This is a genomic window from Nitrospira sp. (assembly GCA_024760525.1).
Taxonomy (GTDB): domain Bacteria; phylum Nitrospirota; class Nitrospiria; order Nitrospirales; family Nitrospiraceae; genus Nitrospira_D.
In genome coordinates, this window is record CP060499.1 from 3,660,082 (window position 1) to 3,674,124 (window position 14,043).

At 56.1% G+C, this 14,043-nt stretch carries 16 protein-coding genes and 2 tRNA genes; 7 read left to right on the top strand and 11 right to left on the bottom strand.

From position 1 onward, the window contains the following. Positions 1–10: 10 nt before the first annotated feature. The 5 genes from H8K04_17205 (at position 11) to rplT (ending at position 3,267) form a co-directional block, all read left to right on the top strand. Positions 11–85 (top strand) — tRNA-Val (locus tag H8K04_17205). Between the two features lie 76 nt (positions 86–161). After that, positions 162–2,087, top strand: coding sequence for a threonine--tRNA ligase (gene thrS / locus H8K04_17210; GenBank protein UVT15523.1), 1,926 nt, complete (start codon positions 162–164; stop codon positions 2,085–2,087). A 17-nt stretch (positions 2,088–2,104) separates the two neighbouring features. Next, on the top strand, positions 2,105–2,614 hold the full coding sequence (gene infC, locus H8K04_17215; GenBank protein ID UVT18027.1) for a translation initiation factor IF-3: 510 nt from the start codon (positions 2,105–2,107) through the stop codon (positions 2,612–2,614). A gap of 36 nt (positions 2,615–2,650) precedes the next feature. Further along, positions 2,651–2,848 carry a 50S ribosomal protein L35 gene (gene rpmI, locus H8K04_17220; protein ID UVT18028.1) on the top strand — a complete coding sequence of 66 codons (198 nt, stop codon included), beginning with the start codon at positions 2,651–2,653 and terminating at the stop codon, positions 2,846–2,848. Positions 2,849–2,898: 50 nt separating this feature from the next. Then, the gene (gene rplT, locus H8K04_17225) at positions 2,899–3,267 is read left to right on the top strand and encodes a 50S ribosomal protein L20 (GenBank protein ID UVT15524.1); all 369 of its coding nucleotides are present in this window, start codon (positions 2,899–2,901) and stop codon (positions 3,265–3,267) included. A gap of 51 nt (positions 3,268–3,318) precedes the next feature. On the opposite strand, the gene pheT is transcribed toward rplT, so the two are convergent. The 5 genes from pheT to H8K04_17250 all read right to left on the bottom strand — a co-directional run bounded on the left by pheT (position 3,319) and on the right by H8K04_17250 (position 9,726). Next, positions 3,319–5,037 (bottom strand): phenylalanine--tRNA ligase subunit beta, encoded by a 1,719-nt coding sequence (gene pheT, locus H8K04_17230; GenBank protein ID UVT15525.1) that lies wholly within the window; start codon positions 5,035–5,037, stop codon positions 3,319–3,321. Between the two features lie 8 nt (positions 5,038–5,045). After that, positions 5,046–6,611: a phenylalanine--tRNA ligase subunit alpha gene (locus H8K04_17235; GenBank protein ID UVT15526.1), complete on the bottom strand. Its 1,566-nt coding sequence runs from the start codon at positions 6,609–6,611 to the stop codon at positions 5,046–5,048. Positions 6,612–6,621: 10 nt separating this feature from the next. Further along, complete coding sequence (locus H8K04_17240; GenBank protein ID UVT15527.1) at positions 6,622–7,326, bottom strand: ribulose-phosphate 3-epimerase; 705 nt, start codon at positions 7,324–7,326, stop codon at positions 6,622–6,624. Next, on the bottom strand, positions 7,323–8,714 hold the full coding sequence (rsmB, locus tag H8K04_17245) for a 16S rRNA (cytosine(967)-C(5))-methyltransferase RsmB (protein ID UVT15528.1): 1,392 nt from the start codon (positions 8,712–8,714) through the stop codon (positions 7,323–7,325). Before rsmB ends, H8K04_17240 begins: the two co-directional genes overlap by 4 nt. A gap of 70 nt (positions 8,715–8,784) precedes the next feature. Continuing rightward, positions 8,785–9,726 carry a methionyl-tRNA formyltransferase gene (locus tag H8K04_17250; protein UVT15529.1) on the bottom strand — a complete coding sequence of 314 codons (942 nt, stop codon included), beginning with the start codon at positions 9,724–9,726 and terminating at the stop codon, positions 8,785–8,787. A gap of 87 nt (positions 9,727–9,813) precedes the next feature. On the opposite strand from H8K04_17250, the gene H8K04_17255 reads away from it, so the two are divergent. Further along, positions 9,814–9,890, top strand: a tRNA-Met gene (locus H8K04_17255). 18 nt (positions 9,891–9,908) lie between these two features. Here the strand turns inward: H8K04_17255 and H8K04_17260 are convergent. Beyond that, positions 9,909–11,006, bottom strand: a complete 1,098-nt coding sequence (locus H8K04_17260; protein ID UVT15530.1) for a site-specific integrase — start codon at positions 11,004–11,006, stop codon at positions 9,909–9,911. A gap of 14 nt (positions 11,007–11,020) precedes the next feature. Beyond that, on the bottom strand, positions 11,021–11,305 hold the full coding sequence (locus tag H8K04_17265) for a helix-turn-helix domain-containing protein (GenBank protein ID UVT15531.1): 285 nt from the start codon (positions 11,303–11,305) through the stop codon (positions 11,021–11,023). Between the two features lie 421 nt (positions 11,306–11,726). On the opposite strand from H8K04_17265, the gene H8K04_17270 reads away from it, so the two are divergent. After that, the gene (locus H8K04_17270; GenBank protein UVT18029.1) at positions 11,727–12,086 is read left to right on the top strand and encodes a JAB domain-containing protein; all 360 of its coding nucleotides are present in this window, start codon (positions 11,727–11,729) and stop codon (positions 12,084–12,086) included. Here H8K04_17270 and H8K04_17275 read toward each other — a convergent pair. From H8K04_17275 to H8K04_17290, 4 genes are all read right to left on the bottom strand, one after another. Next, the gene (locus H8K04_17275) at positions 12,083–12,265 is read right to left on the bottom strand and encodes a hypothetical protein (GenBank protein ID UVT15532.1); all 183 of its coding nucleotides are present in this window, start codon (positions 12,263–12,265) and stop codon (positions 12,083–12,085) included. The genes H8K04_17270 and H8K04_17275 overlap by 4 nt on opposite strands. Before the next feature lie 43 nt (positions 12,266–12,308). Next, positions 12,309–12,518: a hypothetical protein gene (locus H8K04_17280; GenBank protein ID UVT15533.1), complete on the bottom strand. Its 210-nt coding sequence runs from the start codon at positions 12,516–12,518 to the stop codon at positions 12,309–12,311. 109 nt (positions 12,519–12,627) lie between these two features. Beyond that, complete coding sequence (locus H8K04_17285; GenBank protein UVT15534.1) at positions 12,628–13,770, bottom strand: hypothetical protein; 1,143 nt, start codon at positions 13,768–13,770, stop codon at positions 12,628–12,630. Further along, a complete protein-coding gene (locus H8K04_17290) occupies positions 13,767–14,042 on the bottom strand; it encodes a DUF2523 domain-containing protein (GenBank protein ID UVT15535.1) in 276 nt (91 codons plus the stop codon). The genes H8K04_17285 and H8K04_17290 overlap by 4 nt, the downstream gene beginning before the upstream one ends. Position 14,043: the final 1 nt, after the last annotated feature.

A 14,043-nucleotide genomic window follows, 5' to 3' on the forward strand; every position in this document is an offset into this window, starting at 1 on the left:
CTTTGTTGATAGGCGCGTAGCTCAGGGGGAGAGCGCTACCTTGACACGGTAGAGGTCGACGGTTCAAGACCGTCCGCGCCTACCATTCAAGCCGAGGCACTGCCTCTAGGAGGCGCGGTGCCTTTGTTGTTTCTTATGCCGGCGATCAGTTCCATAAGAGTATGAAGATTGCTGTTAAAGACGGTCCGAGCGGAGACGTTCAGACCGGAAAGACGGTGGGAGCCGCCCTTTCTGCGCTGGGAATCGCAGGGCAGGATATCCTTGCGGCCAAAGTGGATGGAACCGTCGTTGATCTATCACGGCCCCTCTCAGAGAGTTCAACGGTTGAACCGATCCGATTCGACAGTGCAGACGGGCGGGAAGTCTACCGCCATAGCAGCACCCACATCATGGCTCAGGCAGTGAAGGAACTCTTCCCTACTGCACAGTTGACCATCGGTCCGGCGCTGGAAGACAGTTTCTACTATGACTTTGCCTTTGACCGTCCCTTTACCCCGGAAGACCTGGGGAAAATAGAGGCTCGCGCTGCCGAGATAATTCAGCGTAATCTCACCATTACGAGGCGAGAGTTTACAAAGCAGGAGGCGATTGACTTCTTCAGAGCTCGTGGGGAGCTCTACAAGGTAGAGCTTATTCAAGGTTTTCCCGATGGAGAGCCCATTACCGCGTACACGCAGGGCGATTTCGTGGATCTCTGCCGCGGTCCCCATCTCCCTACGACCGGTTTCGTCGGAGCCATCAAATTACTCAATACAGCTGGAGCCTATTGGCGCGGTGATGAACGTAATCCCATGTTACAGCGGATCTACGGAACGTCCTTCCCGACGAAAGCTGAAGTAGATGCCTACCTCGCACGATTGGAAGAGATCAAGCGACGCGATCACAGAAAAGTGGGGAAAGAACTGGATTTGATCAGTATCCAGGATGAAATCGGGCCTGGCTTGGTACTCTGGCATCCAAAGGGCGCGGCGGTCCGCCTGTTGATTGAAAACTTCTGGCGAGAACAGCACATTCGTGATGGTTACAACCTGGTGTATTCGCCGCATACTGCACGCTTGGATCTCTGGAGAACGAGCGGGCACCTCGAGTACTACCGAGAGAACATGTTCCCGTCGATGAAGCTCGAAAACAGCGAGTACCAGTTGAAGCCCATGAATTGCCCGTACCATATCATGATCTACCAATCACACCTGCGTAGCTATCGAGACCTTCCTATCCGCTACGGAGAGTTGGGTACCGTCTACCGCTATGAACGGACCGGCGTCTTGCACGGGCTCATGCGGGTGCGCGGATTCACACAGGATGACGCCCATCTCTTCTGCCGCCCGGATCAGATGGAAGCGGAAGTCAGCCGGGTATTGGATTTTACGTTTTTCGTGTTGCAAACGTTCGGGTTCCATGAGTTCGAAGTGTTTTTGTCCACAAGGCCCAAAGAGTCGGTGGGCGGCGAGGAGCATTGGATTCTGGCCACCAGCGCCCTGGAAGCAGCATTGAAGAGCCGCAACATCTCCTTTCACCTGGATCCAGGAGGCGGGGCATTTTACGGTCCCAAGATCGACATTAAGATCAAAGACGCACTGGGTCGCTCATGGCAATGCTCCACCGTCCAGGTGGACTTCAACAATCCGGAGCGTTTTGAATTGAGCTACATCGGAGAAGATGGGAAAGCTCATCGACCGATTATGATCCATCGGGCCTTGATGGGATCCATCGAGCGCTTCTTCGGTATTTTGATCGAACATTATGGAGGCGCGTTTCCGACCTGGCTGGCTCCTGTGCAGGCAGTGGTCATGAACATTACCGATGATCAGCAGGACTACGTCTCCGCCGTTGTTGCGCAATTGAAGACCGCCGGATTCCGTGCCGAAACGGACCTCCGGAATGAAAAGATCGGGTTCAAGATCCGTGAGGCAGAGAAATCGAAAGTCCCCTTTATGTTGGTCGCGGGAAAGCGTGAAGTGGAAAACGGCACGCTGTCGGTACGCGGCCGAAGTGGAGCCAACTTGGGAACTATGACAGTGGCTGAGGTAGTGGATCTTTTACGAACCGAGACCCAACATACCCAGCGGGAACTTCAACATACATAATAAGAAAGAGGTGGCCTATCGTCCCCAAATTACGCGTGAATCGTGAGATACGAGTCCGGGAAGTTCGTGTAATCGGCCCGGGTGGAGAGCAACTGGGCATTCTTCCGACGCCGGACGCTTTTCGCCAGGCTCAAGAAAATGGCTATGACTTGGTGGAAGTCGCTCCCACCTCCGTTCCCCCAGTCTGTAGGATTATGGACTATGGGAAGTACAAGTATGAGTTGAGTAAAAAGGAGCATCAGAGCCGGCGTCATCAAAAGTCCACCCAAGTGAAGGAAATCAAGCTGCGCCCACGGACCGATAAGCATGACCTCGAAATCAAGGTCCGGCAGATGAAAGTATTTCTGGAAGAGGGCAATAAAACCAAGGTGACCCTCACCTATCGCGGGCGAGAAATGGCCAATCAAGAAATGGGTCGTGCCGTGATGAATTCGGTGATCGAACAATTGGCCCAAGCCGGCACCATCGAGTATGCCCCCCGTATGGAGGGACGGAGCTTAATCATGATCGTGGCTCCGAAGAACTGATGGGCAATGCCGTAGCTGATCAACCAAAGGAATCTTCTGATGAAAGTCAAAACACACAAGGGGACAAGTAAGCGATTCGCTAAGACCGGGAGCGGAAAAATCGTCCGCCGCAAGGCTGGCAAACGTCATTTGCTGACACATAAACGGCATGACCATAAGCGCCGCTTGAGTGGAACCGCGGTCGTCGATCCGACCGTCGCCACGTCATTGAACCGGCTACTACCCTACGAATAGGACGATCACTGCATATTACGAATCTCAGGACTCAAAAGGAGTAATGAATCATGCCTCGCGCAAAGGGCGGACCAAAAACCAGGCAACGGCGGAAGAAGCGGATCAAATTGGCGTCAGGTCAGTACGGCGGGAAGAGCCGGTTGTTTCGCTCCGCGACAGAGAGCGTAGACAAAGGACTGACCTACGCGTACACCGGCCGCAAGAATCGCAAGCGGGACTTCCGGCAGTTGTGGATCGCCCGCATCAGCGCAGCGGTTCGAGCGCAAGGGATCAGCTATGGGCGGTTCATCAACGCTCTTAAAAAGGCCAATGTCATGCTGGATCGCAAGGTCCTCTCGGACATGGCGATCAAAGACGCCGCAGGGTTTACGCAGCTTGTTGGCCTCGCCAAGCAACAGCTGACGCCTGCTACAACATAAGCCCCTCGCCAATCGAGGAGTGTTCCCATTTAGCTGATCATTGCTCGCATCTCAGGATGGATCTGCGAGGCGCGAGAGGTTCACATCGAACGCAACGACCGGCATCGCAATTTGCCAGCGTTCGAGAACCTCCGGATGGACTTCGCCGATGACACCAACCGATTCACCCGCAACGATGATCCGGCCTGCACGGCCTGCAAGAAAAGACGGATGCTGTACGGGCTCGAGGCTATACTCCTTGCCGAAGTAGTAGAACAGCACATCCAGACAAGAATGAATTTCCGAGAAATGCGCCGCCGCATGGGCAATCACGGCACCCAAGACCGTTTCCGTCCGAGAACCCACCTCACTATGGCTATCCGGAATCGCGACTTCACCGGCCTCAAAGAGGCGATGTGGATAAAACGCCCGGCTCGAAGCGGCTTCGACACGCAGCAGTGACGGCAACATCCATTGGCGGAGACAACTAAAGCTCAGGGACATAACGTTGCCGACTTCGACCATCCGTCCCCAGTCTGTACCTTCTAGCCGCATCAAGCCGGAATAATGATTCGGCGAACCGAGAATATTGGAAATGATTTCCTGAAACCCCTGCCCCACCATCAATTCTCGAGCACGGTCCGACATGTGTTCGATCCCGGATAAGCCTCCCACTGTAAATTGTGCCGGCATGACCGGCGTGAATTCGGCATACCCCAGACTCATCGCCACATCCTCAACGACGTCCATCGTATGCATCAGATCCTGCCGATACGCAGGTAACTTCGCCTTGACCGCGCCCTTTCCTGCCGATACCTCATAGCCATAGAACTCGAGCGCTTGCTTGACCGCCGTTATGCTGAGCTTCTGACCGAGCGCCTGCTCGATGGTCTGAATCGGTATGGTCTTCTGCTTCCGAAGATCTTGCGGGGTCCTGACTCGCTTGCCCAGCGGCGTGCCTGATGGGTACTGAACTTCAGCCGGCTCGATGATGGCCCCCCGATCGGCTAGATTGGCCGCAAAAATGTTCAGGGTCAAGACAACCATCGGCAGATCCGTTCCGGTCACTTCGACGAACAGCTGATCGTCACCCACTTGTACCTCTCCGATCTCCCGGCTGTTGATGATCGGAGGGAACGACAGCGGCTGTTTCGCTGCATCTCGAAGTATCGGCAATCGGTTCTCTCCGGCCAGAATCGCTCCATACTCCAACCCTTTCGGATGCACCATCAGAATCTCCGAGAGGGTCATCACCGTCTCCATCCCCAACGGGGTGAACCGGGCTTCGTCGGGTTTCACAAGCTCATAGCTGACCGGAAATGTGATCTTGGGCAATTGATAGATCCCGATCGAAACGGTCTTGCGCTTATGGCCGAAGATCTCCGCCAATTTTTCTTGGGTTTGAATCAGCTGGGCCAACCCTTCATCGGTCACCCGATAACCCGTGGCCGTACAAGCAGCAACGTACGGGCGCACGTTTTCGATGCCAGGCTTCACGATGACCTGCAGTCGGGATTTGGACTTTGCCGCAAAAAAGGGGTAGGGCTTGGGCCCGCCCTGTTCCTTAATGCGGATTTGCCGTGCGATCCCTTCGCAACACCACAGATCGGGCCGGTTACTGTCCTGCAGTTCGATACGCAACTCTCCGGTTTCTGGGCTATACCCTTTCAGTTCACCCTTCACGAGCATGAGCCACGCTTCCAACTGTTCAATCGAGACCGACCGGTTTGCCGGTTCAGTCCAGTTCAGTAACGACTCAAAATCGTGTTTAAAAATTGTGATCGTGGGCATAGCGCAGGCTAGAACAATCCTCTGGTCGTGCGGATCAATTCCAGGTTGTCGGTGAAGAGCTCTCGGATATCGTGGATGCCCAGCGCCACCATTGCCATCCGGTCGAGGCCTAGTCCCCACGCAATCACCGGCGCGGTGACCCCAAGAGGTAATGTGACCTCTGGCCGGAAGAGTCCAGCGCCACCGAGTTCCATCCAGCCCAGGCGAGGATGCCGAACGTGAAGCTCCACCGATGGTTCTGTAAACGGGAAGTAGGCGGGCAGAAACTTCACTTCTTTTGCTTGAGCGACCTCGCGCGCAAACAAGTTTAGAAGACCCAGCAACGTTCTAAAATTGATGTCTTCCCCAAGTACGATTCCCTCCACTTGGAAAAAATCCGTCGCGTGAGTAGCGTCGACCTGGTCATAGCGAAAACACCGGGCGATCGAAAAATACTTTCCGGGAATACTCGGTGAGGCAGCTAACGTTCGGGCGGAGACGGCAGTCCCTTGACTCCGCAACACCAATCGTTTGGCGCGTTGCAGATCGAAGGAATAGCCCCAGCCGGTGGAGCCCGTCGCGGCACCGTTCTCGTGCACCTGGGCGACATGCGACAACACCGAATCGTCCACGCCGCTGGCATGGGTAGGAGTCTTTACGAAATACACATCGTGAATATCTCGGGCGGGGTGGAATTGCGGCATGAACAGCGCATCCATGTCCCAGAACTCTGTCTCGACAAGCTGCCCCCGCATCTCCTGAAACCCCATGCTCACGAGTTTGGTCTTTACGGCATCGAGAAATTCGCGATAGGGGTGCTTCTTCCCGGTTCCGATACGAGGCGGACGCAGGCTGATGGTATATTTCCGGAATCGCTTATGCCGCCAGCTCCCGTCTTTCAACAACTCGGGACTTAACTGCGATACTTCCTCAGCAACCCCTTGCCTCAGCAACTGTTCCGCCGCGTTTGCACCTTCCGTGGACAAGATGAATGACCGGGTCACCCGCTCATCTATACGGAATGGCTCCTTCGCATTCCCGCGCTTCACCGCATAGTCTTCGACGACCTGGCGATCGGCGTCCGTGAAGCTTTTCAGTTCCTTCGACGACTCATGTACCTGTTGCAGGAGAGTTCGGAGTATCTCGGCGGTCGGGCTCGGGCGTCCGGTCGTTTCGATACAACCTCCTTGAATGATCAGGATCACCCCTTCCTTCTTGAGTCGTCCGACGGCCTTGCTGACGTCAGAGGGATCAAGTCCTCCTTGGGCCTGAAGATCGGGAATGGTCAATCGCTTTCCGGTACCGGTCGCTTCGCGCGCGGCTGCGACGACTCGTTCCAGAGGTGACGAAGTCTCATAATACTCTTCCCCTATCTTGGTCAACGACACCATGGGCGTCACGGTTTCCGTCTGGATCGCGATCAGCGATTTGGCGAGCAGCCACTCGACGGCCATGCTGAGTTGGGAAGGCTCCAATTCAGCGGCTGCAGCCAACTGCTCGCTGTCCAAGGCGGTTCCGGGCGGACGGGTGCCCAACGTCGTGAGGACTTTGATTTCGAGAGGATGAAGGCTGTCGATGACTGCGGAGATGTCCACCCTCGATGGCCTATCGATTAACCGCTACGCGGGGCGCCGGTTGAACGACCGTCTCTGCGGCCGCTCGCATAGCTGCGATCGTGGCCGTATAGTCGTGTTGGGAAAAAATCGCCGATCCAGCCACGAGAGTCGTTGCGCCGGCAGCGACAATCTCCCGTGCATTATCTACCTTCACGCCGCCATCGACTTCAAGCAGTGCCCGGCTATTGATCTTGTCCAAGAGTGCCCGGGCTTCGGCGATTTTCTTGAGCACGGATGGAATAAATTTCTGTCCCCCGAATCCTGGATTCACCGACATGATCAACACGAGATCGACATCGCCCAAGATCTCTTGCAGCAACGCGATGGGTGTAGCGGGATTCAGGGTGACTCCGGCCTTAGCACCCCGTTCTTTAATCGACTGAATCGTGCGGTGAAGGTGCGGGCAGGCCTCAACATGAACCGTGAGGTAGTCGGCACCGGCCTCGACGAAATCCTGGATAAACGCATCGGCATTGGTGATCATCAGATGCACATCAAGGGGCAACTTGGTAACCTTCTTGAGGCTTTCCACGATAGGAGGCCCCACTGTCAGATTCGGCACAAAATGGCCGTCCATGACATCCACGTGCAACATATCGGCACCGGCCCGCTCCACGGCGGCGACTTCCTCCGCCAGTCGAGCAAAATCGGCAGAAAGAATCGAGGGCGCGATGTAAATCGGACGACCCATCATCCGTGCTTTCGTAAGCGGACGGCATAAAATCCATCCATCCCAAAGCCGTTGCACAGGGTGGAGAGCGCCCCCTGGGGGGTCACAAAGGGAAGAGCGGTGGTGGGAAGCCAGGGAGCCACAGATTCACGCGTCCATCCAGGAGAGGCTTCGCAAAAACGACTGACGACCTCTTCAGTTTCTTCCATTTCAGTTGAGCAGGTACTATAGACTAGCACCCCACCGGGTCGCAAGCAGGGAGCGACCGCCTCAAGGATCTGAGTCTGAAGCTTCTGATGCGCAAGAAACACCGAACTACCCTTGCGAAGTTTCGCTTCAGGATGCCGCCGTAGCACACCCAGCCCACTGCAGGGGGCATCCACGAGTATACGATCGAATGACGGCAATCTCCCCTGGTGGTTCGACTTGTGTGCGATCATTGCAGACCATTCCGACGTCTTTCTCACATCACCAACGATCGGGACAATACTTTGAATTCCCAGCCTGCGGCAATTTTGCTGGAGCAGGCTCAAGCGGGAATGTATCCGATCGACAGCATAGATCGTTCCACGATCGCTCATGAGTGCAGCAAGATGAGTCGTCTTGCCACCTGGAGCGGCACAGGCGTCCAAAATGACTTCGCCGGGTTGAGGATCGAGGATCGGAGGGATGAGCTGGGCCGCTTCATCTTCCACATAAAAATCCCCTGCGAGAAATCCCGGCAACGAGGTGATGTCTTGGCCCTTTTCCAGCACAACTCCCACAGGACTAACTTCTGCCGGACGAGCGACAATCTCGGCTTGCCGTATACGCTCCAGAAATTCTTCCCGATTCAGTTGGCAGCGGTTGACGCGCAGTGTGATGGCCGGGACGGCGCTGGCCGCTGCACAAGCCGATTCTGCTTGTTCAATGCCCAGTCGACGTACCCACCGCTCTGTCAGCCACAAGGGTATGGCGTAGCTGACGGACAGAGACTCAGCTGGATGAGCAACTGAGTCTGGTAAGGTTGGAGCCGGCAAGCGGATGAGGTTGCGCAAGACCCCGTTCACCAATCCGCTCCAATCATGCCCCAGTTGTTGTGTCGAAGCTTTGGCCAACTTGACGGTTTCGTTCACCGCGGCCGATGCAGGAATTCGATCCAGGAACAGCAGTTGATAGGCACCGACTCGAAGCAACATTTGAACGAAGACCGGAAGCCTGTGAAGGGGTTTGGACAGAACCGCACGAAGTCGCCAGTCGATCGTTTCCTGACGTCGTAAAACTCCATACGCCAGTTCCATCACCAGCGAGCGGTCACGCGGCAATGGAATTGCCGCAGCTCGCTCGTCAATCAGTTCATCGAGTGGACGATCAGTCCGTTGGCTGGACAGGACGATAGTAAGAGCGATGGATCGCGGAGAGGATCCGGACACCGCAATATCCACATTTTGCTCGCGAATCACAATCGAGACCAGAGAGTGAATGCTGTTGCGAAAAGAAGAACTATGCAACTGGTGAACTCAGTTGCCCACCAACCTTGACGTGGTGCCCAGCCAGGAATTGAGCCACCGACATTCGCTTCGAATTGGCCGTCTGGATTTCGCGGATCTCAAGCAGACCATCACCTGTCGCCACTAGGATCGATTGCTTATTCACTGTGACGATGGTACCCGGCTTCTCTGTCGTCGGGCCAATAGTCGAAACCGCGTTCCAAACATTCCAACGCTCCCCACCCAAAAACGTATAGGCCCCCGGCCAAGGGGAAAGTCCTCGGACTCGGTTTGCGAGGGATGCTGCTCTCACGCTCCAGTCAATGAGGCCGTCTTCTTTCTTCAAGATCGGCGCCATGGTGGCCTGTCCATGCTCTTGTTTCTTGGGCATCAATGTCCCGGCCTTCAACTGTGCGAGGGTTTCGAGGAGCAGCCGCCCACCCATCTCGGCCAAACGCGGAGCCAATGTACCGGTCGTATCATCAGGCGTGATGAGTAACTTATCTTGAAGCAGGATCGCGCCGGTATCCATTCCTTCGTCCATCAGCATCGTGGTAATACCGGTTTCAGTGTCTCCGTTAATAATCGCCCATTGCACCGGAGCAGCCCCTCGATATTTCGGCAGCAGTGAGCCATGCACGTTTACGCAACCCATGGGAGGAAGACTCAGTATCGGGGTATGTAGAATTCGCCCGAAGGCCGCTACTGTAATTACGTCAGGCTGCCACGTAGAAAGAGCTTGCAAGAAGTCGGGGGTTCGGATCTTGAGAGGCTGCAAGATGGGAATACCGGCGCGTTCAGCGACCAGTTTGACAGGCGGAGGTACGAGATGCTGCCCACGTCCCTTCGGTCGATCCGGTTGGGTCACGACCCCGACGACTTGGTCGTTCGAGCGGAGCAGTGCCTCCAACGACGGCACGGCGAATTCCGGTGTACCCATAAAGACGATTCGCATGCCTTCGCTTTAACATCGTAGTGGCGAGAAAGCAATCGTGCAGCACCTCAACTTGACTTGCCGCTCGGCGCTTTGTTAGCATCCGCCCGCGGGGTGGAGCAGCCTGGTAGCTCGTTGGGCTCATAACCCAAAGGTCAGAGGTTCAAATCCTCTCCCCGCAACCAACCTTATCTTCTTCTCTTTCAACAACTTATCACCGACTCTCTCCCCGGTTCCGTGAGTGCGGAATTCGCCGATTGTGCTAAAACTGTGCTAATTTCCCCTGGAACACGATCGAGAATCTCAATCCCAGCGCGCAAACTCTCCGGATAATGATGCGCGTAACGCATCACCATGGAGATGGTTTTCCACCGTCCAAGCTTTTGCACGGTGTAGATGTCGGCGCCAGCTTGCACCAGTCGAGTGGCAAAGGTGTGGCGCAGATCATGAAACCGAAAGCGTTTCACGTCTGCTTTTCGCATGGCCGGATAAAAGACACGCAGCAGATCCCGTGCATCCATCCGGTTCCCGGCCCCGTTGAAGAAAACATAATCCGTCTTGAGTGATCGAACTTTGGCTCGTGCTTTCAGCACCTCAAGCGTCTTCGCATTCACCGGAAGCGTGTCTCTGCCTCCGTTCTTTTGTACCAGCAGCGTAATGGTTCTCCTGAATAGATCTACGTTGTACCATTCGAGATTCAGGATTTCACTCTGCCGGAGTCCCGTGTTTACCGCGAAGACAATGATCTCTTGCAACCAGACGGGAGACGCCGCCAACAGACGCGCTTCTTCCTCGGCTGTGAGCCACCTTTCGATGAGATTATGTACTTTTTCTTTCGAGACTCGTTGCACCGGATTTTCCGCCACCCACTCCCATTCCTTCACCGCAAGCTGAAAGGCATGGCTCAAGAGCGTAAGTTCGTTGTTAATCGTCTTGGCCGCTGCTCCCTCAGATCGCCGTTTCGACTTATGTGCTGCTAAAAGTGAAGGTCGCATTTCTTTCAACGTCAAATCCCCGAATGCCCGAATGAGATGCTGTGCCCGCGAGATATCACCGCGATGCGTGGTCGGCGCTCTATTCGGAGCTGAATGATCTCTGAGATACCGCTCCAAAAGGTCCTTCACCGTTTTATCGGCCCCTGCTTCAGGTTGATACCACTTCCCCTCAGCAATCTGGACCATGACCTTGTGATAAATCTTTTCGGCCAGCTTCTTATCCGTGACTTCCGTGGATCTCCTGATCTGCTTCCCCTGATAGGGAAAGCCCATCCACCAGACCCGTCCTCGACGAAACAGAGCCATCGGTAACCTCCTTGTTAGGCCCTGTCCTTGTCTGATTTCTCGCGGGCAAGAGTATAGACTTCGCGTTTGGCGGCTTCAATAAGCTGATCCACACCGCGATTTGAGGGACGGGTCAACTGAGGAAGCTTTTCTTTTGGCATTGAATCGAACGAGCGCAACCAGGTTGTAATAGCATCCGGCTCGAACCGAAGCACCCCATGGATCTTCCGACACGGAATCTTTCCCTGAGCTGCCCATAGATATAGCGTGGATGGCTTCACATTGAGCCACGCTGAGAGATCTTTCACTTTCAGCAACATACTCCCCTGTTTCAATCGGGGGAGTCTTGCGACACCCCCGTTCCCCCCGAGATGCGCCCGCGTTGCCGCCGGCGCGAGCCAAAAACGAGGCCCCCAATGGTGGGCGGGCCCGCGCAGAGGAGCAGCGGAGTCGGCCTGTCCAAACACACACCTTTTTATATCCGTCCAGCGCCTACCCGCTGCGAGTGCGCGGTGCCTCGCCTTCCTCCTTGTGTGTCCCACCCCCGTGTTTGTGTGGGGTGGGACCACGATTAATCAAGGAGGAGCACCGATGCCGCACGACACCGACTCACACGCCGTCAGGCCAAAACGGCTGCCGATATCCAAGAGGCCAGCGTTGCCGTATCAAGCGCCTCGGTATCGGGTGACCTTGGTCTGCGAAGAGACCGGCTCCGGCGTTTCCGAGCCAATCCAGACCTCGATGGATGCGGCTGCTCTATTGCGGCCTTGTTTTGCCGGTCTCGATCGGGAGCAGTTTGTGGTTTGTGGGCTCGATGCCAAACATCGGGTCATCGGGCTCAATGTGGTGTCCATCGGTTCCCTGACTCTGTCGATCGTGCATCCCCGTGAAGTCTTCAAAGCCCTGGTCCTCATGAATGCCAGCGCCTGGCTCTGTGCGCACAATCATCCTTCCGGTGACACGACGCCAAGCCAGGAGGATCGTATTCTGACCATACGGCTCCGAGAAGCCGGCGAGTTGTTGGGCATCACGCTCTTGGACCATCTCATCCTGGGACATGAACGCCAGTACAGCTTTGCTGATGAAGGCTGGCCGTGCTAGCTCCTGAGTAATCGCAAGACCCAGAGCACAGCCGACGCCGTGAGTGCGATGCCGATCACCGCCGCGCCCCAGGCCACGACATCAGCCGCGAGAGAGATACCGAGTTGATGCAGATCCGATGCAACCGAGGCCCACGCCATCGACGGTTCCTCCTTCTCTACCTCTTGTTCCGTTCCCACCGAGCAGCTCCTGCCACGCGTGGCAGGAGCCACCCCTCCGCCGTTAGCGGACCAGCGATTTAACCCGCTTGTAGGCGTAGATCGTGAGCGCGACCCCGATAAACACCACCCCCCAGGCCACGATATCGGCCTTCACGTTGGAGATCGTGGTCGTGCTGGCGGTATCTACCGGAAACACTTGCGCCAGCGCCGTCTGCGCGCCGAGCACCGTCCCGAGCACCGCCACTGACACACGTTGCAGTGACTTCTGCATCTGTCTCACCCCCTTTCCGGGCTACAAGTCCGGATGCAGCATCAACCGCACGATGATGCCGACCGTGAAGCCCCCGAGATAACAGGCCGCCGCCCAAAAGACGGCGGTATCAATTGCTGCTTGATCCATCACACACTCGCTCCTCGTTATCGACCCCGATACATTTCACGTCCGCTTTCTCTTCGTGGTGCTGAAACAACGGTGACGCAATGGCCGCCGCTTCGTCGAGTGGCTGGCGCTCAAGCACCTGAACAATCGAGCGCGGAGTGGTTTCGCCTCCCCACAGAATCCGGTCAGACACCAAGCTCGGGACGCCCTTGATGATCTGTTCCGTGACCGGAGCGCCCACCAGCGCGGCAATCTGGCCGGCCGTGAGGATGCGGCCCTGCGCATCGAACCAATAGGCCTTGCCATCCATCACCATGCCCCCTTCAATGCGTAGGCGGTCTTGTTTCTCGGTGACGGCAGCTGGGGGTGAAGCCAGCGGATCGGTCCAAACTGGGCTCTCCGGTTGTTTCAGGAGAGCAGGATTGCTCTCTATGATTGGCACTGATGCCTTGGAAACTGCTGGCTTCGCCGTGCCGGAGAACCAGGTCCCCCAGCCTATGAAGCCGATGGCACCAACAAGGCCCAATACCCCAATCATCAGCACCGGACTGGACAGCACAGTTTTCATCCGCCGCTCTTCCCGGATGCCGCCCGTTGCGTAACTCGAATAGTACGCATAGATCTTCGGGTCATACCGGCCGAGCAGCGCCCGAATTACCTCGGTTTCTTCTGGATTGCCGCGCACAAATCCCTGAAATCGGTGTGACATCCCAAACCGTTGCATGCGGCGGAATTTGATCGTGCTCTCGACCAATCGCGTCACACCGGACGTCAGCTGCCGGTAGTCTTGCGCCATGAGCAGCACATCCACCCCGTAGTGGCGATGGGTTTCGAGCCAGCGGAGGATCTCAGCGGGGATCTTCTCCTTCGCCCGAAAGATCGTCTGGGCTTCATCGAGACAGATGGCCGAGCCCGGTTCGACGGTTGGCAAGAGCGATGGAATCTGAGTGCGGTCATGCCAGAGGGTGACTTGCTTCTGGAGCTCTGGGAGCGGCCGTCCTTCGAACAAAGCGAGCCGATCCAGATAGAACCCATCCACCGCGACATAGAGACGGCGTCCGGCTCGCAGCCAGGGCAGCAGATAGTCCGCCACCGCATAATAGGATTTGCCACTGCCCGGTGTGCCTTCCAACAAGGTAATCATGAGCCCCACCGGACAAAGGGAATCGATTGCAGGGTGAACCGCACCACCATCGCCGAGGCGATGATCGCCACAGCCTGACTCATGCCTGTGGCACCGAGGACCCAAGTGTATTGCACAGGGATGATGGGGGCGCTGAGGGACCCGGTTCCGAGTGATGCCAACAGGCTGTCGGCCACGCCGAGGACCGAATCCCAGCCCGCCTTCCACACATCCGTAAACGACAAAATCATGTCGAGCAGAAAGCAATAGATCAGATTCAGCAACGCCGTCATG